Origin of the sequence: Chloroflexus sp. (assembly GCF_034431535.1) — a bacterium.
Lineage (GTDB): Bacteria > Chloroflexota > Chloroflexia > Chloroflexales > Chloroflexaceae > Chloroflexus.
The window spans coordinates 109,884-130,608 of the sequence record NZ_DAOUDC010000031.1; the positions used below are offsets into that span (position 1 = coordinate 109,884).

General features: G+C 59.9%; 24 protein-coding genes. 4 read left to right on the forward strand and 20 right to left on the reverse strand.

From position 1 onward, the window contains the following. Positions 1–86 precede the first annotated feature (86 nt). The 17 genes from U9R61_RS08840 to U9R61_RS08920 all read right to left on the reverse strand — a co-directional run bounded on the left by U9R61_RS08840 (position 87) and on the right by U9R61_RS08920 (position 15,431). Positions 87–524, reverse strand: coding sequence for a hypothetical protein (locus U9R61_RS08840; RefSeq protein ID WP_322488449.1), 438 nt, complete (start codon positions 522–524; stop codon positions 87–89). Between the two features lie 37 nt (positions 525–561). After that, positions 562–849, reverse strand: coding sequence for a hypothetical protein (locus U9R61_RS08845; RefSeq protein WP_298403915.1), 288 nt, complete (start codon positions 847–849; stop codon positions 562–564). A 19-nt stretch (positions 850–868) separates the two neighbouring features. Continuing rightward, complete coding sequence (gene bchG, locus U9R61_RS08850; protein ID WP_322488450.1) at positions 869–1,786, reverse strand: (bacterio)chlorophyll synthase; 918 nt, start codon at positions 1,784–1,786, stop codon at positions 869–871. Positions 1,787–1,846: 60 nt separating this feature from the next. After that, positions 1,847–2,911 (reverse strand): bacteriochlorophyllide d C-20 methyltransferase BchU, encoded by a 1,065-nt coding sequence (gene bchU / locus U9R61_RS08855; RefSeq protein ID WP_322488451.1) that lies wholly within the window; start codon positions 2,909–2,911, stop codon positions 1,847–1,849. A 32-nt stretch (positions 2,912–2,943) separates the two neighbouring features. Further along, positions 2,944–3,447, reverse strand: coding sequence for a hypothetical protein (locus tag U9R61_RS08860; RefSeq protein WP_322488452.1), 504 nt, complete (start codon positions 3,445–3,447; stop codon positions 2,944–2,946). Between the two features lie 33 nt (positions 3,448–3,480). After that, a complete protein-coding gene (locus tag U9R61_RS08865) occupies positions 3,481–4,194 on the reverse strand; it encodes a lipase (protein ID WP_322488453.1) in 714 nt (237 codons plus the stop codon). 11 nt (positions 4,195–4,205) lie between these two features. Then, complete coding sequence (locus U9R61_RS08870; RefSeq protein WP_322488454.1) at positions 4,206–4,889, reverse strand: esterase/lipase family protein; 684 nt, start codon at positions 4,887–4,889, stop codon at positions 4,206–4,208. Positions 4,890–4,892: 3 nt separating this feature from the next. Next, positions 4,893–5,657 (reverse strand): hypothetical protein, encoded by a 765-nt coding sequence (locus U9R61_RS08875; protein ID WP_322488455.1) that lies wholly within the window; start codon positions 5,655–5,657, stop codon positions 4,893–4,895. 15 nt (positions 5,658–5,672) lie between these two features. Then, entirely contained in the window at positions 5,673–6,554 is an 882-nt protein-coding gene (locus U9R61_RS08880) for a hypothetical protein (RefSeq protein WP_322488456.1), read from the reverse strand. A 12-nt stretch (positions 6,555–6,566) separates the two neighbouring features. Then, on the reverse strand, positions 6,567–7,574 hold the full coding sequence (locus U9R61_RS08885) for an alpha/beta hydrolase (protein ID WP_322488457.1): 1,008 nt from the start codon (positions 7,572–7,574) through the stop codon (positions 6,567–6,569). A gap of 14 nt (positions 7,575–7,588) precedes the next feature. Further along, positions 7,589–8,692: an ArsA family ATPase gene (locus U9R61_RS08890; protein ID WP_322488458.1), complete on the reverse strand. Its 1,104-nt coding sequence runs from the start codon at positions 8,690–8,692 to the stop codon at positions 7,589–7,591. 66 nt (positions 8,693–8,758) lie between these two features. Next, positions 8,759–9,982 carry an ArsA family ATPase gene (locus U9R61_RS08895; protein ID WP_322488459.1) on the reverse strand — a complete coding sequence of 408 codons (1,224 nt, stop codon included), beginning with the start codon at positions 9,980–9,982 and terminating at the stop codon, positions 8,759–8,761. Positions 9,983–10,029: 47 nt separating this feature from the next. Continuing rightward, positions 10,030–11,370 carry a hypothetical protein gene (locus U9R61_RS08900; protein WP_322488460.1) on the reverse strand — a complete coding sequence of 447 codons (1,341 nt, stop codon included), beginning with the start codon at positions 11,368–11,370 and terminating at the stop codon, positions 10,030–10,032. A gap of 43 nt (positions 11,371–11,413) precedes the next feature. After that, complete coding sequence (locus U9R61_RS08905) at positions 11,414–12,529, reverse strand: hypothetical protein (RefSeq protein ID WP_322488461.1); 1,116 nt, start codon at positions 12,527–12,529, stop codon at positions 11,414–11,416. A gap of 60 nt (positions 12,530–12,589) precedes the next feature. Continuing rightward, on the reverse strand, positions 12,590–12,832 hold the full coding sequence (locus U9R61_RS08910; RefSeq protein WP_066783739.1) for a bacteriochlorophyll c-binding family protein: 243 nt from the start codon (positions 12,830–12,832) through the stop codon (positions 12,590–12,592). Positions 12,833–12,915: 83 nt separating this feature from the next. Beyond that, the gene (locus tag U9R61_RS08915; protein ID WP_066783741.1) at positions 12,916–14,115 is read right to left on the reverse strand and encodes an ArsA family ATPase; all 1,200 of its coding nucleotides are present in this window, start codon (positions 14,113–14,115) and stop codon (positions 12,916–12,918) included. A 440-nt stretch (positions 14,116–14,555) separates the two neighbouring features. Further along, positions 14,556–15,431, reverse strand: coding sequence for a hypothetical protein (locus U9R61_RS08920; protein ID WP_322488462.1), 876 nt, complete (start codon positions 15,429–15,431; stop codon positions 14,556–14,558). A 199-nt stretch (positions 15,432–15,630) separates the two neighbouring features. On the opposite strand from U9R61_RS08920, the gene U9R61_RS08925 reads away from it, so the two are divergent. After that, positions 15,631–16,020, forward strand: a complete 390-nt coding sequence (locus U9R61_RS08925; RefSeq protein ID WP_322488463.1) for a globin — start codon at positions 15,631–15,633, stop codon at positions 16,018–16,020. A 17-nt stretch (positions 16,021–16,037) separates the two neighbouring features. Here U9R61_RS08925 and U9R61_RS08930 read toward each other — a convergent pair whose 3' ends face one another. The 3 genes from U9R61_RS08930 to U9R61_RS08940 all read right to left on the reverse strand — a co-directional run bounded on the left by U9R61_RS08930 (position 16,038) and on the right by U9R61_RS08940 (position 18,774). Further along, the gene (locus tag U9R61_RS08930) at positions 16,038–16,922 is read right to left on the reverse strand and encodes an alpha/beta fold hydrolase (protein ID WP_322488464.1); all 885 of its coding nucleotides are present in this window, start codon (positions 16,920–16,922) and stop codon (positions 16,038–16,040) included. 319 nt (positions 16,923–17,241) lie between these two features. Next, positions 17,242–18,312 (reverse strand): DUF4097 family beta strand repeat-containing protein, encoded by a 1,071-nt coding sequence (locus U9R61_RS08935; protein WP_322488465.1) that lies wholly within the window; start codon positions 18,310–18,312, stop codon positions 17,242–17,244. 27 nt (positions 18,313–18,339) lie between these two features. Further along, the gene (locus tag U9R61_RS08940; protein ID WP_322488466.1) at positions 18,340–18,774 is read right to left on the reverse strand and encodes a protein-tyrosine phosphatase family protein; all 435 of its coding nucleotides are present in this window, start codon (positions 18,772–18,774) and stop codon (positions 18,340–18,342) included. A gap of 210 nt (positions 18,775–18,984) precedes the next feature. Here U9R61_RS08940 and U9R61_RS08945 point away from each other — a divergent pair, with 210 nt between their 5' ends. From U9R61_RS08945 to folB, 3 genes are all read left to right on the forward strand, one after another. Beyond that, the gene (locus tag U9R61_RS08945) at positions 18,985–19,479 is read left to right on the forward strand and encodes an NYN domain-containing protein (protein ID WP_322488467.1); all 495 of its coding nucleotides are present in this window, start codon (positions 18,985–18,987) and stop codon (positions 19,477–19,479) included. Positions 19,480–19,489: 10 nt separating this feature from the next. After that, positions 19,490–20,356 carry a class I SAM-dependent methyltransferase gene (locus U9R61_RS08950; RefSeq protein ID WP_322488468.1) on the forward strand — a complete coding sequence of 289 codons (867 nt, stop codon included), beginning with the start codon at positions 19,490–19,492 and terminating at the stop codon, positions 20,354–20,356. Then, on the forward strand, positions 20,349–20,725 hold a 377-nt coding region (folB, locus tag U9R61_RS08955; RefSeq protein ID WP_416208832.1), incomplete at its 3' end, for a dihydroneopterin aldolase. The genes U9R61_RS08950 and folB, both read left to right, overlap by 8 nt.

The following is a 20,725-nucleotide window of genomic DNA, read 5'->3' on the forward strand; positions in this document are numbered from 1 at the left end:
CATTAGCAGCGAGAGACAGACGCAGAGGAATGGGAGCGTCACAGCGCATCCCACGCCTCTGCGTCAGCCACAACTCCACCGCGCGATCACGGCACCGGCGGCGTCTTCGGCGGCGTCTCAACCCACTCATCAACCTTGGCTGCACCCTGCTCAACCGCATCAGCAGCCCGTCCGGCAGCGCGGCTAAAGCTCGTGCCAAGCTCTTCCGCCGCGCGCGACAGCCGCTCGGTAAACGAGCGCACCTGATCGCCAACCTGCTTCGGGCTCGGCAGCGAGATCTGCGGCGGCTCAGCCGCGACGATATCATCAACCACCCGCTCTGAAATATTGGCCAGCTCTTTCGGAAATGCCACCACTGCCATTGCTACTTCGGCCATCGCCCGGCGCACGCGGCGGCGCGAATTGCGCGGCAGCAGCACCAGCGGCACCGAAGCAACCGTCAGGCCAATCCGAGTTGCCCCGCCGACAAAGCCAGCCGCCAGCTCAAACAAGCCATCACGCTCGTTGGTCGTCTCATTGCTCATACGACTCTCCTCCTCTGCTCACAGAGAGCAACCGGCGTTACTTCGCCTCAGTCTTCTCTTCGCCCTCAGCCGCCCACTTCTCGATGCTCTTGCCAGCGATTTCGGCGAAATCACGCGGCAACGAGGCAAAGGCGTACATCAGCTCCTTGGTCGCATTGCGCATGTGCTGGCGCGACTCTGGCGGCAGCAGCGCAAAGGGCAGAGTAAAGACCGACATACCAAGGCGAACCACGCCGCCACCGAACTCCATCGCCGACTCGACAAAGCTGTCGCTGCGCCGCACCGGGACGCTGCGCACTCGGACCTCACCTTCAGTCTCCGTCATCTCCGCACCTCCTTAACGGTCAGCCAAAATAGCCGCCCACCAGAAAACCCGAGACAATCTGGATTAAGGCCACAAATGGGTTGGAGGCCAGCAGGTAACGCACGTAATTTTGCTGGTTTGGTTCGCGGTAGAGCTTAATCTGATTATAGATTGGCACCACCAATGCCAGCAGAATAAACGCCGCCACCCAGTATTGCCCCCATATCCACGCCAATATCATCAGTATTGCCTCGAAGCCATTAATCGTTGCATAGGCCACAATCAGCGTGCGCTTCACGCCAATCGCAACCGTGAGCGATTTCAGACCCAGCTTGCGATCACCCTCGACGCTCTTGATATCGTTGAGGAAGAGCAAGCCAGCCGCTAACCCGCCATTGATCAACGCCACCACCACACTCTGCCACGTCAGCGGCGCAAAAATCAGATGGCCGGCCATCCAGCTCATACTGACGTACCCCAACCCGACGGCCGGCGGCCCCAGCCAGAAATGTTTTTTCAGCTTGATCGGCGGCATGCTGTAGATCACCGACAGCACGATACCGACAAAGGCGAAGAAGACGATCAACGGCTGGACAAAGACCAGCGACACCAGCATGGTGGCCGTGCCGAGGACGATCCAATTCCAGCGCGCCTCATTCAGCGTCACAATCCCAGCCGGAATCGGGCGTTGCGGATCGTTGATCGCATCCAGTTCACGATCGAAATAATCGTTAATACTCTGGCTAAAGCCGGTGCCGAGCGGGCCGGTCATCAACGCGCCCAACAGCATGAGCCACCAGTGATCGGGCCTCGTCCAATCAAAGCCTCGCTCATAGCCTGACGCCAGTGCGCCACAGAAACAGACCAGCACCGGCGAAATCCACGTCACCGGATCGGCAAGCTCGATATGAGCCCGGATTTTTCGGCTGAGCGAGACGTGCTGTTCAGTCGAAATCATAGTTGCTTACCGCATTGCCGGGCAGAAGCTGCACCGGTCACACATGGCTGAACCTTTTCGTTACGGCTTAACGGCCTGATACAGAACGTGTTCGTACCCCTCATCGAATGTGATGTCGGTAAACCCAATCTGGCGCAGGAGCTCAGGGTAGATTGCGTGATCTTTGAACTCAAGCACCGAGAAGCCCATGCCGATGGCGCACAGGTAATGGGTGAGATAATCGTAGTTTGGATGGTGCGGATCGCTGATCACCATATCGAGGATCAGCACCTTCCCACCACTCGGCAACGCATCGTAGGCCTTCTTGAGCAACATCGAGCAGAACTGCGCATTCATCGGGTAGAGAATGCGCGAGAAGAGCACCGCATCGCCGGGAGGATACGGCTCGCGGTACATATCGATCGCCACCGGCGTAATCCGGTCGCTCAGACCTTTGGCCGCCACATTCTCGCGCACCAGATCGAGTGCGCTGGGCAAGTTGATCAACGTCACCTTGAGGTTGGGGAAGGCTTGGCAGAGGGCCGCAGCAATATCGCCAATCCCACCGCCGACATCGATCAACATCTGCACATCGGCCAGCCGGGCCCGCTTGACCAACAACTCGACGAAGAGTTGAATATTCGAGCGGTGCAACGTCTCGTAGAACAGGCTATCTTCGCGGGTACGCGGCGGATGCGGCACAATGCTGGTAAAATCAACCTTCCCGCGCACCACATCAGCCAAGCGCAGGTAGTAATTCTCGATCAAGTCAGAAATATAATCCACAAACGGCACCATCGTCATATTGCGATGGCGTTCGGGATCGGCAAAGAATTGCTCGGCGAAGGGGGTCAGCTTCCAGCGATCATCTTGCCGCGCCGCCAGCCCGACCTGCTCGAGCGTAATCAAGAACTTCTCCAGCCGCGGCGACACCGTCTCGGTCAAGGTTGCTAGATCGGCCAGCGTGCGCGGTTCGGCAGCCAACAGATCAAACAGCCCCAAATCTTTTGCCGCCTTAATCACGAAGAAATCCACCGTGCCCTTAAACACCATATCATAGGCGCGGTTGGTTGCGGCAAACAGGTCTTGTTGCTCAAGCGCCGCAGCGCCCGTCGTGGTTGGTTCAACCGAAGGTGAAGTCGTCATGCGTTCCCCCTCGCGCACAAGTACGATGTTACTTAAGAGACAACCGATTCTGAACCCTGCTTAGATACTGCCGCCTGCCGGTTCAACCACGGCTGGAAGAAGATCGGAATAAAACTCAGCCACCAACTGACATACCCCAGCCATGCAAAGAAGCGATGCAACCGGCGCTGCTGCGGATGATCACGCATCGACTCGCCCCAGCGATGGCCGGTGATCATCGCCCCAACCATACCGATGGTCGGCAACGGGCCGGTAATCATAAAATAGATCTTCAACCAGCGTGGTTGGTGTTGCCCACCAAAATGCTCTTCACGGAAGAGCCGGCCAATCCCGACCACTGACACCATCACGTTCATCAGCCAATCGAGCGCGTGCGCGACATTCGCTAACCGATTGCGCAATACTGCCCGCGCTGGATGGTGCGTAGTCACCTCTTGCCGGCAGAGATAGAGCACTGCGGTATAACACGCAAGCGATACACCCGACACAGCCGCCATAGCATACAGAATCAACCGGTCAACGTGCGATGATTTCATGCAATTTGTATTATAGTACAAATCAGCGATATTTCAAACAACAACTGATGACGATCCGAGCAACACTCGTTGCCAGTTTCTTAACCCTGCGGGGTCGCCGTACCACGGCCGCCCATGGAAGGGCGAGTGGTGCAAGCCGGAGACCACCAGATACTCGGCGCCGGGTAGCGCTGCGCAGGTAAGCGTTGTAATTCCGTCACCCCACGCCTGCGCGCCGGCAGGACCGTCGATCAGCACGTAGCTGTTATATGCCATCCGCTCGACCCAGCGTCCTTGCCGGTTGGCCTGAATGCTGCGGCCAATGATCGAGGTATAGCGGATATGATCATAATACGCGCCGGGATAACAACGATTGGTAAACCCGACGGTCTGGCGCGTCCAGAATTCTTGGCTATGGTGCGGCGTACCAAGCATGATCAAGTGATGCACAAACCGGTGGCCGCCGTAGATTTCACCCTTGTACGGCTGATCGCCAAGATACATGCGCGCCACCGTGCCACCGACGCTATGGGCCAGAATGGTCACAGTTTCAGCGCCGGTTTCGCGCAACGCCCGAGCCACCGTGTCGCGCACAATCCGCAACACCGGCCGAAAATCCCAATCACGGGTTAAAGCCCAGCGCATACGACCGATCGGGGTCACGAAGACACGAAAACCAAACGGTGGTTGCTCGAGCGTCCGCGCCAGCGCCGCAAAATCGCTCGGACTGGTCAGATAACCGCCAATAATCACCAGCGGACGGGCCATAGCACTCCTGATCAATCCTCAAACCACAGCGGCACCACATCGCGCGCGCCGTACCACGTCGCCGGCGCGTTATAGGGTGCGTGGCGCGCACCCTCTAAGATCAAGTTGTCGGCGCCGGCCAGATAGCACGCTGCCGTCGGTACAATCCCATCGCCAACCAGATTCCCATCGCCGAACGAAACTTCATAGGAACGATAGGCAATCATCTCTTCGGGATTGCCGAAACGACGGCCACGCACACTCCGCCCGGCCACAGCGCGATACTTGACGTGCGGGAAGGCTGCACCGGGATAGCGCACCTCGAGCCAGTCGGCAAACTGTTTCACCCAGATCTCCGACGTGGCATGGGCCGTCCCCAAGGTGGTTAAGCTTGCCACCACCTCGTGGCCGGCGTAGCGCACCCCTTGGTACGGCTCATCGGACAAATAGGCGCGCGCAATCCGGCCACCAGCGCTATGACCGATCAGATCGACCTTATCAGCGCCGGTTTCTTCAAGCGCAATCCGCACTGTTGCCGCAAGCGCATCCAGTGCCGGCCCAAAATCGGGATCGCGCAAGCGGGCCCACGCTAACCGGCTGAAATCAACCACATACACGATCCGATTGTATGGCGGCGAGGCCAGCACGCGCGCCATACCGAAGTAATCAGCGGGTGACGACAGCCACCCGCCCATAATCACCACCGGACGGGACATAGACTACTCTTTATCCTTGTCTTCAGAACCGGCTGCAGGCTCATCAGCCGACGGAAGCGTCGGAGACGACGACGGCTGCGGTGGCGTTACTGGCGCCTGATAAGAGCCGTGGCCATTACCATTGCCATTATCAGCCACGACCTTAATCCGCCGGATCGTCTGCGATTGTTGCTTGGTCTTCTCGCCGGGCAGGGCATCGATCGCGGCATTGAAGATATCGCAACCGATCCGGACCAGCTCCTCGGTCTGGAAGCGAACCCAATGGCCGTAGAAGTTCAGCACCTTCTCAGTCGTCATGCGCGCCTCGCGCGTGAAGGCCTCAAGCCCCTGCGGCGGCAAAGCCCCACGCGCATACGAACGCAGCAGATAGCCGATCGGCTGCACATCGGGCGGCAACTCATCACCGGCAAGGCTGAGGCGGGCCGGCGTAGAAGGCGTCTCCTCGCTGGCCGGCTGATAGGCTGCCGGTGCAAAGCTGCGCGGCGTGAACGAGGGTGCGCCGGGCGTGTATGAGGCCGCGCCGGGAGTATACGAACGCGGCGGCGGCGTATACCCATACGACGACCGGCTCGGCGCAGCCGGCTCCGCTTCGCCGGCATACGGCACTGGTGCGTCATCCAAATTCAGCAAACGCTTCAACCAACCGGGCATCCACTGATACCGCGCATTGATACTGCGGCGGGGGTCTTCATTGCTCAGACCAAACCACCGGCGCACAAATCCGGGCAGCCAACGAACAGTCGGGTTTTCTTCCTCGAAGCGATTCATACGCGCTCCTCTCTATCACGAGCCAAAGGCGAAGAGACGGCGACGCTGCGGCACATACGGCGCGAAACAGAAATTGATGATGCGTTCAAGATCATCATTGGGATAGCGCCGGTCAAGCGTAGCGATCGAGTCAAGCACATACATGAGTTGATCCACCGGCATTTCCGGTTTGCACTGCACCAACTTCTTAATCAGATGGCGGCGCAGATCCAGACTGTAACGCAGCGATGTGCTCGCCAAGCGGGCCAACAACTGATCCCGCACATCAACATTTTTTGTCAGGCGATCAAGCCAGCGCGCCAACCCCAACCGCTCGCTGCGATCCAGATAATAATTAATCAGATCGGCTAACCCAGCCGCCGACGTCACGCTTACCACCTCGGCCCACCGCTTGCTGAACGCCATCCGGCTAAAGGCCGGCAACTCCTCAAGTTGTTCGATCAACTGGCACGCGGAATGGTACGGCTCACGCTCAAACGTGCGGCGCAATCCGGCTTCGCGTTCAGCCAGCATTGCGAGCGCCTCGCGCACCACGCCATCGCTATCATCGTAGCCGCCGTGGCGCAGGTGCATTTCGTGGGCCAACTCGTGCAACGCAATCCCCACGCTGCCGTCTTCATCCCAGCGCCCAAGCAGCACAGTCGAACCAGAGCGCGGTGAAAAGCTACCGCTATCGCCCCATGCCGTTTCGCGCCCGTTATCCATTGCCTCGAAGGTCAGGCGCTCATCAAGCACTGACGAGGGCATATCAGGCCACATCTTGGCGACCAGCCGGCGCACCTTGCCGGCCAACCGGCGGGGCCGGTACGTATACTGGCCGACCAACAGCGGGCGGTCATCAGCGCGCTCCATATCAATGATTATTTGTTGGCCGCCGGAACGAAGCAACAACTGCATATACCGACCTCCCTAGCGAACGCCTTTCAAGAAGAGGCGCATAATTTGAATGACGTGCTCGGGCAATTCAAACAAAATCAGATGGCCGCACTTTGGCACTTCTAAAAATGACCCATTGGGAGCGAGCGCCACCAATTTGCGCCCATCTGCCGGACGCATAATCGGATCGTTAGCGCCGGCCACCAACAAGAGCGGCTGCTGGATCGTCTTGGCTTGTTCGGCCACGGCAGCCAAAATCTCGGGTCGCGACAATTCGGTTGCCGATACTCGCACGGCTGCTGGATCGCAATAGCGCAAACCGAGCGTGCCGAGCCGGATATCACCGACCGACGGCGTATTCTGTGCCATCACCAGCCGGGCATAGATAAAGGGCAGCCACCACAAATTACGCCGCTCGATCGGGCGCAACACCCCATTAAACACGGTATCGAGCAAGCGCGGCACAAACTGCGAAGCAAACTTATTGTACGGCAGCAAACTAAAGTTAAAGAAGATCAGCGAGCGCACCAATTCGGGTTGGTGGGCCGCCACGTGCAGACCGATAAACGCACCAAGCGAGAAGGCAGCCACATGGGCCGGGCCAAGATTCAGCGCGCGCGACAACGCCTGCACATCGGCGCTAAACCCGGCCACCGTATAATCTTGGCGCGGGTCGCTATCCGAAAAGCCGTGACCTTTCAAATCGTAGCTCACCACCCGGTAGCCAGCCTGCACCAGCGGATCGATCACGTGATGCCACCAGAACGACGAACAATCCCAGCCGTGGATGAGCAGCAACGGCTCGCCATCGAGCGGCCCCACATCTTGATAATGATGCACGACGCCGTTTAGCTCGATAAAGCGGGCGCGGGCCAAGAGCGCGCGTTCACCTTCCAGCCGGCGCCGTTCACGGGCGCTCAACTTGCCGGCAAGGCGCGCCGCCACCTCATTGGCGTACTCAATATACTTAGCCGTTGGCGGCGCATCGATCGGCCGCGCCGGCGGTCGCTCGATCGGGATCGGCTGGGCAAGCACTGACATACGCGCCTCTTTCGCTACTCTACCCACAACCGCAATAATTCACCCTCGACCCGCGCCCGTAAGCGACCGCCATCAATCAACCCCGGCAACAACACATGCCGGCGCAACTGGCCGAGTTGGACGACGACCTCTTCGCTGGCTACGGCAATATCGAGCGATTTGGCATCGAGGAACGGAATCAGCAGGCGCAGATCGCGCTCGCTACTAGCAGGGCGCGGCGGTTCAGAGGCAAAGACATCACCATCACGGTAGAGCGCCGCCCCGCGCAAAGCCCACGTATCGCGATTGGCAGGCGTCAGTTCAAGCTGCCCAATCCGCAACAACGGGCGCGCCCGGCTGGTCTCGTGGCTAAAATCGTGGCGGCTTTCGTCATCGACTTGGTCAGACTGGCCATTCACGATCACTTCATCACTCGCCAACCCAAACAGGCCAAAGGCGGTCAACGCCGATCGCAGCGGCGGCAGGCACAACTCTGGCGGCAACGCTACCATCCGCACCCGCGCCCCGCTCTCGGTTTCGAGGCGGGCGCGTTGTTGTTCAAGCTCAATCCGCAACTCTTGCAGGGGTGCGGTCGCACTAGGCGCCACGATCGCCGCCGGTATCATCGCTTGCTCTTGTGAAGTACGCGACTTACCGGGACCACGGTCAAGGCCGAAGATCAGGCGCACTGCCCAGCGCAGCACATCGGGCAATGTCAACGCCCGAATGAGCGCGTTAGGTGACGGGCCATCGAGGATTAACAGATCGAACCGGCCCGACTGGCGGGCGCGTTCGGCAACCAACATCGCCGCCACTGCATCAATGCCGGGGAAGGCCGGCAACTCATCAGGGCCAAGATCGCGCAGGCGGGCAACCAGCCCGCTGCGCAGCGACGGACGCACCTGCTCCCAGCGGCGAGCAACCTCCTCGTGGGGATGAATCTCCATCGCCGCGAGGTTCGGCTCAAGTTCCAGCGGGCGCGAACCAAGCGTCTGGTGTAGCAAATGACCAATCAGATGGCCGGGGCCGCTCGAAGCCACCAAAGTGCGATAGCCGCGCCGAGCGGCGTGGCAAGCCGTCGCGAGCGCAGCCGCGCTCTGTTGAAGTTGATGATGAGCAGTAAAGATCAGCGTGCGCATGCAGAATGCTCGCAACCGGCGCGCAATGCAACCGGAATAGACAACGGAGAGGCGGCAGCGATCACGTTAGGCCGCCTCGACTTGCTGTTTACTGTTGGAGCGGGCGGCGCTTGCCTCGTAGAAGGCCAGCCGCAAGACACCATCTTCATAGCGATGTTCACCGAGCACACAGTCGTACAATACCCGCGGCAAGGCAATTGTGCGCTCGATCCGCCCAACCATAATCGTCAAATCGGGACCGCTATGGCTTACTTCAATCGACTCACCGGCATCAAGGAACGGCAATCGCAAACAGAGATCATACTGGCCGGGTTCGCCATCTTCACTCCACTGCTCGAGCCAGATCGGCCGTTCATCGTAGAGCAGCGCACCCGGATCAACATCGCCGAAGGTCAGCCGGCCAACGTGCAACAGCGCCTCAACCCCGATCGGTTCGCCGCCCTGCAACACCGTGCGAAAGATCGGCGTCGGCGCAAAGCTCGCATCAATCTCGGCCAGATACTGCTGCTGGAGATTGACCCAGTAATCGAAGTACGGGCCCAGATCGGTGCGATGCGGCAAAATCTTATTCACCAGCACCGCATCGAGTTGCAGGCCATACAGGCTGAGGAACGTATAGGCCCGGCGCGTTTCAAGCAACGGCAAGCGTTCCGGATTCAGCACCAACCGCACCGAAACTGCCGAACTGACCAAAAAGTTGGCCAGTTGATCCATCCGTTCGAGCAGCTTCCCCACCTCTTCAAAGAAGCGGTCATCGGGCAAATCACGCCGGAACGGGCGGGCGACATTGGCGATCCCGCGATAGACGCGGAACAACCGCTTCCCGGCTTCGCCACCAATGATCATTTCGGGGTAGGCCAACAAACGCAAGGTATTGCCGGTCGGCGCGGTATCAAGCACAATCGCATCCCAACGCCCGCTCTGCGCTTCATCCATTACCCGTTGCAAGGCGAGGATTTCATCAAGTCCGGGCTGATTGGCCAACTCAGCAGCCGTTGAGCGTTCAATCCCGCGGGCCGAATAGGTCGCGGTCACGAACTGCTGAAACCCACCCAGATTCTGGCGCCACTCATAGATCGTATCCACTTCGAGGCCATAGAGATGGGGAGCCAGCGGCGTTGGCCGATCGCGGCTAATTGGTATCCCCATCACATCGGCCAGCGAGTGAGCCGGATCGCTCGAGAGCACCAGTGTGCGGCGGCCAGACTGTGCCAGCATCACCGCTGTCGCCGCCGAGAGCGTCGTCTTCCCAGTACCGCCCTTACCGGAATAGATAATGACTCGCGTCATACTACCTCATTCGCCTGCTGCAACCTGATTCCCCCGCCCACGTTCGATCACTGCGCTTCCGGCTCATCATCCGATCGGCCATTGAGTGGCTCACGCGCCGGCATACCAGCGCCGCTGCCACTGACTGCGGCAGGGCGATCGGTGCGATTGACCACCACGCGACGCACCGGCATCGACGAGCCATTCTCCTCGACAGGCGGTTCGGCCCGGCGCACGCTAATCGCGCGGCGCACTGGTTGCGGGCCAGTAGGTTCAGCCGCCGGCGCCGGCGATGCCGCCGGTTCAGGTGCGGCTGGCGAAGGCGTTGCTTGCCGCACGGTAGCCCGCACCGCAATCCGGCGCTGCACCGGCTGCTCGGCGCTTTGCGGTTGTTCGGGTGGTTCAGCAAACCGGACGGCAGCGCGCACCACCGGCCCCACAGGAGCCAACGGCCCGCCTTCCGCCTCTTGCTGGGCAGCAGCGTAATAGATGCCGCGCATCGCATTACGGCGCACGCGCGGATCCTGCATATTGTTCAACAACTCGGTCGCGCCGCTCATGATCTCGCTTGCCCGCCGCAAACCGCGCGCCAACCCGCGCGGCACCTCAAGCATCAAACGCAACGACCGGCTGACCTCGTACATATTGGGTTGTTCGGGCAACGTTGGTAACGGGCCAACCGGCGCTGGCGCCGCACCAGCCGGAGCGCCGCCCCGCTGGCTCTCGTAGGCAGCGATCAGATTACTGGGTGAAGCGGGAGCCGGCTCTTCTTCCTCATCGGCAGTGCCAAACTTCCACCACGGCTTCTTGGCCGGCTTCTTCGGCTCTGGTTCCGGCATCGGCGGCGGAGCGGGTTCGCTCATAAAGAACGGCGGCAACGGCTTGCGTTCCACGGCTGGGAACTCGACCTCAAAGGCTTTCACCAGCTCTTCACCGCTGACGCCGGCTAACACTTGGTCACCGACCCATGCCACCATCTTCGCCAGCATATCAACATCTTCCGCCGGCATATAATCGAGCGTATTCACAATCACCCGCTCAGGTTGGCCGGAATCTTGCACCTCGCCGAGCGCAACGCGACGCTTGCGCGGCGGCGTTGCCGGAATGCGCAACGCAAGGCTAACGCGACCATGCCACGGATCCCATGTCTCGGCGCGCACCACATCAACATCGCTCCACGGAAAGCCATCGACGGTATCGTTAAAAAAGCCGCGCGCCCATAGGATCAGCCGGCGGTCGGTCAAGGCGACAAAATCAGCCAGCGCAAGACCGCCGACGCGGCGGCGATTCTCATCGAGCAACGTACCATCGAAAAGAGCGAGCAGCGTCTCGCCTTCGTCCAGCAAATCGCGCTGGCGCAATTCCTCGACGCTCGCCATGCTCACATTGACACCGAGAAATGGGCTCATACCTGCTCCTTAGGGCGGTTACGACCGCCAATGCTAACAACAGCTATGCTTGATCATGATCGGCATCGCCCGAACCGCTCAACGCTGCAAGCGGCGCGCGGCGAACCGGCGCGCTCCGGCGGCGGAGCGGTATTTCACGCCGATCCGGCATCTCGACGGATGACACCCGCTTAGTCATCGGGATTGGCGATGGCGATTGGGGCGCTGGCGGTTCCGGCTGCGCCGGATTGCGCCGGCGCAGCGGTATTTCGTGATAACGCGGCCCAGCCGGCGGCGGGGGAGGAGCTTCAGCCAGCGGCGGCTCGGCAACCGGCGACGCCGGTTCAGCTTGCGCTTGACGCGCAGCCACTTGGCGGTTTAAAAACGCCATTGCCATCTGCTGGGCAGCAGGATTACTGGTTACAGTTTGAACTAAGTCATTAACAGCACGGATTGCTTCGGTCAATTCACGGATACTCGCCGGACTCAAGTCAAACGGTAAATCCGCCTCGCGCAGCGTGCGGCGCAGGGTGTCCCATGCCGAACGAGCCAGACGGCCGGCGGTAAAGATTTGATTAGGCGGCAAATTCGCCGGATCAATCACAAAGGGCGCATTTGGCGTCGCCGGCGTGCGCGGCGCGCCGCCGGGCCAACGATAGGGCGTTTCATCGGGACGCAACGCATCTTCAGAACCATAGATCGCCGCACCAAGCGCCGTCATCACTTCAGGCGCCGCTTGGCGGGCATCCATCCCTGCGGCCAGAGCCGCGCGCGCTGTCTCAGCCGCCGTGCGTAACAAGATCATCAACGCCGGCACATACGCTTGCGGCACCAGCGTGAGCGTAAAGACTTGCTCTTCGGCCTCAGGCGCGCTAAACCCCAGCGTTACCATCCCGTGAATCGGATCGACCCCCCGGCCGTCGATCAAGGTCAATTCGCTTAACGGAAACGCAAAACACAGGTGGCGCCCATAATCACGCGCCCACAACACCACCCGCAAATCGGTAATCAGGCAATAGTCGTGCAGCGTGGGGCCACTCAGCCGGATCCCCTGCCGATCGAGCAGCACGCCATCAACCGCGACCAGCACCTGCTCATCAGGATCGAGCACATCAAGCCGCGTAATTTCTTCGAGGTGAGCTGGAACGGTAGTATGGCTGTAATAGAGCAGGTTAATCATAACGCTCCCAAGGGATCGGCGTGAGGCGGCGAGCAGCGCGCCCCACGCCTGCCCGCCAACCTAGCGGTTGAAGCGCGAGCGAATGCGCTTCGGACGGAAGCCGTTGCTCGAGCTGCTGCTGAAGCCGCTCTCGCCCGAGCCGCTCCGGGACACGCCCGGGTAAGCATTGCGGTTGATGTTGTCAACCGCGGCAGCGGTGGCCTGCAGCGCATTCGAGACCCACTGCCAGTGGCCTTGGAACATGATGTCGCCGATCTGCGCCACCTGCGCCGACGACTCCGAGAACCAGCCTCTCGTCGCCATGCACACACCTCCTTAAACAATACGAACTCCCCATATTAGGTCACCGGAGGCATGCCTCCGAGAAACCCCACCGGAAAGCCGCCTTACCGCGACGCCATCTGCGGCGCCATAAAGGGCACGCTCAACCACTCGCCCTCCATCTCGGCCTGACCGGCTTCGAGGCCGGCCAGACTGGTCGGCAGCGTCAACACCCGCCGGAAATCACCAATCTGCACCACCAGCTCATCACCGTTCTGATACAGATCGAGCTGGGAAACGTCGGCGAAGGGCAACCGGATCTTTACCCGATAGTACTTATCGCCGACCTTGGCAATATCGAGCGGCGCACGATCATAGAGCACAGCGGTCGGATCCATATCGCCATAGATGTCGTCACCCATCTGGCGCAGCTTCTCAAGCCCCACCACCTCTTCGGGGTAGTACGGCACCCGCCGGATAGGCAACGGCACAAAGGAGTGCTCGACATCTTGCAGGTAGCGCTGTTGCACATCGCGCCAGTGATTCAAATAACCGCTGTCTTGATCGAGCGGCAGAATCTTGTTGACCACCACCATATCGACGGTCATACCATACATCGACAGGTAGGTCAACGCCCGCTGGCTCTCCTTGATCACCATCTTTTCAGGGTTCATTACCAACCGGATCGAGGTCTCAAGCGGGTTGGCCAGCGTCGCCGTCACGCCCTCCAACTGGCGGAACATATCATCAACCGCCTCGTACACCTCTGGCGGCGCAACCATTTTATTGAGGGTCGGATTAATCTTGCTCATCGGGCGGAGGATCGGCTTGATCACAAACCGCTCGGCGCCGCGCAGCATATTAATCGCCCACTTGAACGTTTCGGGAGCCGAGAGCAGCCGCAGCGTCTCGCCGGTCGGTGCGCAGTCGATTACCAGCAGATCGTAATCGCCGCGCTCCTTGTGCTTCTTGATTCGGATGAGCGGGAACGCCTCCTCCATACCCGGCAAAACGCTCATCTCATCGGCCAAAATGCCCTGCACGCCCTGCTCGGCCATGAGCTGAGCGAAGTGTTCGCGCACGATGCCCCAATTGCTCTCGATGTCGTGGTAAATGCTGACCTCGAGCGCGTCAAGGTTCTTGGTGATCCGAACGGGTTCAGGGCCGAGCGGCCCCTCGAGATCGAGCGAGTCGGCCAGTGAGTGGGCCGGATCGGTGCTCATCACCAACGTCTTTAAGCCACGATCCGCAGCCCGGAGAGCCGTTGCTGCCGCGACGCTTGTTTTCCCAACGCCGCCTTTTCCGGTGAAGATCAGAGTGCGCATCAGGGCCTTTCCAGGAGCTTACTGCTCGGCTGTCATCGACCGCCGCCGTGGCGGCGTCCAGAGGTTACGATCGAATACCACACGAAGTTTTTGCTTAAAAGCCAAAACCCGCTACTGTTCCGCTGATTTTGGCCTGTACCGCAATAGTAGCACGAATATCGGCAGGTGTCAACAAATGTTGCTCATATGTATCAGAAAGAGATCACAACCTTACCGCATTCTGATGATGTACAGCACCTTAGCGCGATCGGATTGGCGCAGCGCAGCATAGCCGCTTCTTGCAATATAACGGCTCAGTTGCAACGTTTTTCCGCACTGGTAAGCAACATCTCTCGTAGTATGATTTGCAACGAGGCGATCGCCATCAGGCCATGAATGGCGTCACGATTCGGCTGCCAGCCCATGTCATATCTGTTATCACTCTGTAGCGCGCGCCGTTATTATACCAGCTCCGCTGCCATGTTGGCGAGGGTTTTGAAAAGATCTTCGCGATCTATGTGGCTTGGCCATGGCGCTACGAGCCACACCTCGTCGTGCGTGACGGCAGCGCCGGGATCCAATCGCAGCAATGGTGCAAGCGTCTCTAATTCGGTGCAGTCTTGGTCGTAGTAGATTTCGAGGTTGCTGTTGCGGTCAGGGTAGGGTTGATCAGGATGATAGGCAACCTGCTTGAGAAACACTACCCCGTGATGCAGATAGGCTAACCAGCCGGCAGGGCTATGCGCGCCGATTTTGGCCGGCGGGCCGCTGAACGCGGTGTCGATGAGGATGTAATCGGCGGTGAGGTGGAGCCGCGGGTCGGGTAACGAAGTATAGGGCCACAAGGCAATCTGGCGATGAGGCGCGAGCGGATTCGCGGGCGGTTGGCCATCATGCAGCGGCAAGATCGCCACCCCGCCCGGCGCGAGCTGGGTAATCGCCCACGGCGCCAATTCCACCGACCACAGGCCATGATTGGTCAGGGTGTGGCGCAGATGCATGCGCGGTTGGGCTGGATCAAGCGTGATGGCAATGGTTTTGGCAATCCCGCCCGGATCAACGGCGCTGCGTAAGATGACTCTATGATCAATCAGCTCGGCCTCTGGCCCTACGAGATCGGGCCAATAGCTTCGCGGAAAGGCTTCGGGGGCATGCCAAAGCCGGTGACCGCCGAGCAAGGCAAACTCGCCCCACGGTGTTGACCAGCGCGCCGCTGGCGTTTCGGCCAGCAGGTTGGGGCCGTCGTCAAGCTGCAAGCCGAGAATGCGCGGCCCGCCGGCGGCCAGTACCGTGAGACGAAGACGATCAGTAGCAATGGAAAAAGTAGGATAGGTCATAGCGGTTGGTGTCTGATATGGAGTGCGGCAGTCAAACTGCCGCACTCCATAGGGAAGAGCTTGCGGACAAGGTTCGCCACAACCATTGGGATCGTTGCCCTGATGAGGCAGCATACAGGCAAACCACTGGACTTATGGTAGCATAAAAATAGCGCCGTCACCGGCGCAACTGAGATCGTGATAGTGCAGGCACTTCCACATGAGCGAACTAACCATCTATGAGCAGATCGGCGGCGAACCAACCTTCCGCCGAATCGTCGATATCTTCTATGCACGGGTGGAGGCTGATCCGCGCCTACGCCCCATGTTCCCGGCGGATCTTGAGCCGGGCAAAGAGCACCAACGGCTCTTTCTGATGCAATATTTCGGCGGCCCGCGCACGTATAGCGAGCGACGCGGCCATCCCCGGCTGCGCATGCGGCACGCGCCGTTCCCGATCGGACCAGCCGAACGCGATGCGTGGCTCGAACATATGCTGGCCGCCCTCGATGAAGCTGGCGTGCCAGAACCGGCTCGCAGCGTGATGACCGACTATTTTCGCAATGCAGCGCAGGCGATGATGAACCAGTGGGATCCGTCGTCGCCGTAACGACGACGGTGCCAACCTTAGGCGGGCAATTGCCGCAACCATGGCAAGAGAATGTCGAGAAAAGCTTGCGTGGTTTCGTCGAAGGGGCAATGGCCGCTATCAGGAATGATCTTGATCTCAGCGTGTGGGATCATCCGATTTTTAATAATCCCGGCATGGGCCGGTGGGATCGATTGATCTTCCGCCCCCCAAATGAGCAACGTGGGCATCTGAATCTCGCCCGGCGTGAGATCGAGTACGAGATTGGCAAATTCGCGGCTGACCTTGAGGTACGAACCGGTGCCATAGCGGCGCAACGGGCCGCTGAATGTCTCTACTAGCTCAGGCGTGACGCACTCTTTGCGGTGGTAAGCCGAGAGCAAGCCTTGCCGCACGCCCCAGCGATTGCCGAAGACACCAGCCAGCGCTTCACCAACCAATGGCGCGCCAATTGCATCGAGCATGAGGCGATCAATGGGGCTGAGCGGACGGGCCTGCAACTGCGCACCTGAACTGTTGACCAGTACGAGCGCCTTGACCAAATCAGGATAGGCGCGGGCTAGCTGCGCACTCACCACGCCCCCCATCGAGTGGCCGACCACCACGGCAGGCTGGCCAATCGTATCGCGGATGAAAGCTGCCGCCTGCGCTGCCCACCGCTCACGGCTCGGACGGCCCGCAGGCCGCGCCGAATAGCCAAAATGGTAGAGATCGATCGCGTAGAGGGTGTGCTCACTGGCAATTGGGCGCATCACCGGACGCCAGTGTTCGATCAATGCGCCATAGCCGTGGATTAAGAGCACTGGCAAGCCTTGTTGGGGTGATGAGATCCATGCCCGCATCAATCCATCAGGGCCGCTGCGGTATTCTTCGCGGATTTCAAACCGGCGCGTAGACTGTGTGTCGGTTAGTGTAGTTGCCATCTATCACATACTCCATCTGTTAGGTTGGTCAACGACAAACGTGGTTTGCCTAGAATAAGCATACCACGTTTGCAATGATTTTGCACAGATTTTGCATGAGCGCTTGCACCGTGTTGATGGAATAGATCGGCGTACCCCGCAGTGACAAGCGGCAGCAAAGCAGCCGCACTCCATAAAGGCACATCTGAGTAACGGTTGCGCTACCGCTCTCCATAGCAGCGCGGCATCTGAGCCATACCGATCATGATCATCACACTTTCGTGAAGTGCAGCAGCTTTACTGCTGCACTTCATCCAAGCGTAGACAGCACTTATTACGGCTAACGCAACCGCAAGGTGATATTACCCGACGTTGAAGTCGCATTCAACGCCGCCCCACCCTCGCCGATGGTCGCCGTTAACGAACGCCGGTTGAACGCTTGCACGGCTAATTGATCGAGCACATCGATCCGCCCACTCACCGTTGCCAAAGAGAGATTGGCATTGACCGGCGCAAGGAGAGTGATCGCTATGTCACCGGAAATGGTTTGCAACTGCTGCTGCCCGTTCGCCAACCGGCCAGTAAATGACACCTTGCCGTTAGTCGTCTCAACCGCCAACCGTACCACCTCGACGGTATCGATCTCGACATCACCGGAGACGGTCGTGATTTGGATTGTGCCAAGCTCGCCGCGCAGCTTCACATCACCGCCGGTTGTCTGCGCGATCACCTCATCAAGTTGGCCAACCGCAGTGAGATCGCCGCTCAAGGTCGTCACCCGCAACGAGCCGCGATAATCGCGCAGATCAATATCACCGCTGGTAGTATTAATCGTGAGTTGGTCACCCGCACCGTCAACAACCACATCGCCGCTAATTGTGCTGACGGTTCCACTCGCTGCGGTCTGGCGCAGCGTCACGTCACCCGACACCAGCGAAATGTTAAACGTTACATCAGGCGGCAAGGCCAATTCAAGGCGCGCATACGGGTTACGGCCAAAGCTCCATGGCGCCCATGGTTGGTGATTGACATTAACGTAGAGAGTATCGCCGCGTTGCTCGATCTGCACATCGATTTGGGCAGCGGCATCGGCAGCCGCGTTCGTCGCCCAGCCAAACCCCAACCGCGAACCGCTGACGATCACTTCTTCGCCGGTTGTACCATTCACGATGACCTGATCGTTCACGCCGCTCACTTCAACTCGCGCCACGGTGAAGCGTTGCGCCGGGATGGTTTGCGCGCTATTGGAACGGGCAAGGTTCAGATCAATCCCAGCAATCGTGCCCCGGCTCAACAGTTCAAACAACAACCAGCCCAGCCCGCCGAGGATCAAGGCCATCCCCAGCAATCGCCGGCCCATTTGGCGCTCGACCGGACGTTCCGGCCCGATCGGCAGATCAGTTGTACGCATCGTTCATTCCCCCTCGCGTGGTGTACTTCACTGCATCTGACGCTCTGCCGGCAGTGAGTGTTGCAACGTTGCCCAGTGCCGCACATACGCGACTTGCTCCGGTGTCGCTGGACTATGGGGATGAACGGCGACTTTGGCGACGGTTTGCCACAGGCGCGCCAGTATTGCCAACACCGAATCGCCGATATGGCCGTGGCGCACCAACCAACACCCCACTGCCGTGCCAGTGCGTCCGATCCCGCCGCGACAGTGGAGATAGACGGTCTGACCACCATCCCACGCTTGGTCGATTGCGTCGAGGATCGCGTTCATCACGGCTGGCGACGCCGGTAGGCCAAAATCGGGAATAGGAAAGCGGAGATGTTGTATCGGAGAGGGCAGCGCAACCGTGTAGTCCCATGCCTCTCCCGGCGCGGTAAGATCGATAAAACACGAGACGCCAACCGCCTGGTGAGACAGCATGGTGGTAGCCCCTTGTCATTGCGCGCGCAGCGACGCAATCTCCCGCGAGTACGGCAGTAATCCCCTCAGCGTTCGTTCGCGCTTGAGCAGGAGATTGCTTCGGGCGCTGCGCGCCCGCGCAATGACAAATGGGACCGTGCCCGCGCAATGACAACCGAGCCCGCAAGAGAACACCGGCAGCGCAAGCCATACATCAGGTACAATAGAGATATGCCTATTTTAATCGACGGCCACAATCTGATCGGCCAAATGCCTGACATCGAATTGAGCGATCCTGACGACGAGGCGAAGTTGGTTGCCAAACTTCGCCGTTACGCTGCGCGCAAGCGTGGTCGTAAGATCGTGGTCGTCTTCGACGGCGGCGTGTACGGCCACCCGCAAAACTTGAACGGTTACGGCATTGAGACGCACTTCGCCAAGCCGCCACAAACCGCCGATCACGAGCTTATCCGGCAGATTCGGGCCATCCGCCGGCGGGAGGAGTGGTTGGTTGTTTCCTCAGACCGGGCCGTGGCGGGGGAAGCGCAAGCGCGCGGTATTCCGGTCATTTCGGCGCAAGAGTTTGCCCGCCGTTTGCAGGCGCTTGATCAGCCGCGCGTCAATGCCCGCGATAAACGCGCAGATCGCCCGCTGAGCAAGGCTGAAATTGAGGAATGGCTACGGTTCTTTGGCGTTGATGAAGACGAAGACACGCACTATTATTGAGCGCAGACCGATGACACCCGACCCGATCACTGAACAAAACCGTCGTTCGTGGAATGCGGTGGTGCCAGCGCATACCAGCCATCGCACCGATGAAGCCGCCTTTTTGCGCGACGGCGGTTCGACGTTGTTCCCGGAAGAGATGTCGCTGCTCGGCGAGATTCGCGGTTGCCGCTTGCTGCACCTGCTCTGCAACACGGGGGCCGATAGCCTCGCGCTGGCCGCGCAGGGAGCCATCGTGACCGGCATTGATCTCAGCGATGCCGCGATTGCCCATGCGCAGGCGCTGAGTGCAGCGAGCGGCATTCCGGCCACGTTTGTGCAGGCTGATGTCTACGCATATTTGGCCGCAGCGGCAGCAAATGGTCTGCGCTTCGAGCGCATCTATGCCGGTTATGGCGTGATCTGCTGGCTGCGCGATCTCACCGCCTTTGCCGCCGGCATCGCCCGCGTGCTCGCTCCCGGCGGGAGATTTGCGCTGATGGAGTTTCACCCCACCTCGAACATGTTTAGCGCCGATTGGTGGCTGGCTTACGACTACCCGCACGGCGGCACGCCGTTAGAGCTGCCGGGCGTGGGGGATTATGTCGGCGCGGCGGAAGGCGGCTTGTCGCCGTCCGGCTTTTTGCCCGGTGTGCGCGATTTTACTAACCCAGAGCCATGCACCCTCTATCGCTGGGGAGTGGGTGAGGTAGTGACAGCGCTCGCGCAGGCCGGTTTGCGGCTCCGTGAGCTACACGAATATTGTTATGTCAATGGCGAGCGACCGTTCGCGCGGATGGTTCCGGCAACAGGCCGCCGGTGGCACGCGCCGCCCGACGTGCCGGCGATCCCGCTGATGTACGGGCTCGCGGTAGAAAAGGATAGCGATGATGAGTGATTGGGGGATCGGCCACGACCGGATTATTCTCAGCGGGATGCAGTTTATTGGTTACCACGGCACCCGCCCGGAAGAGAACCGGCTCGGCCAGCGGTTTGTGGTGGATGTGGCGGTTGAGCTTGACCTGCGGGCTGCCGGGGTCAGCGACGACTTGAATCAAACGGTGGACTATAGCCAGATTCACGATCGGGCGCGCGAGATTGTCTGCGGGCCGGCGTTGCAGTTGACCGAAGCGGTCGCTGAGCGGATTGCGACGGCGGTGCTCACCGGCCATCCGCAGATTCGTGCGGTGGCGGTGCGGGTGACCAAGCCGGGGGTGCGGCTCGGTGACACCATCCTCGCCGGATCAGTAGTTGAGATTGTGCGCCG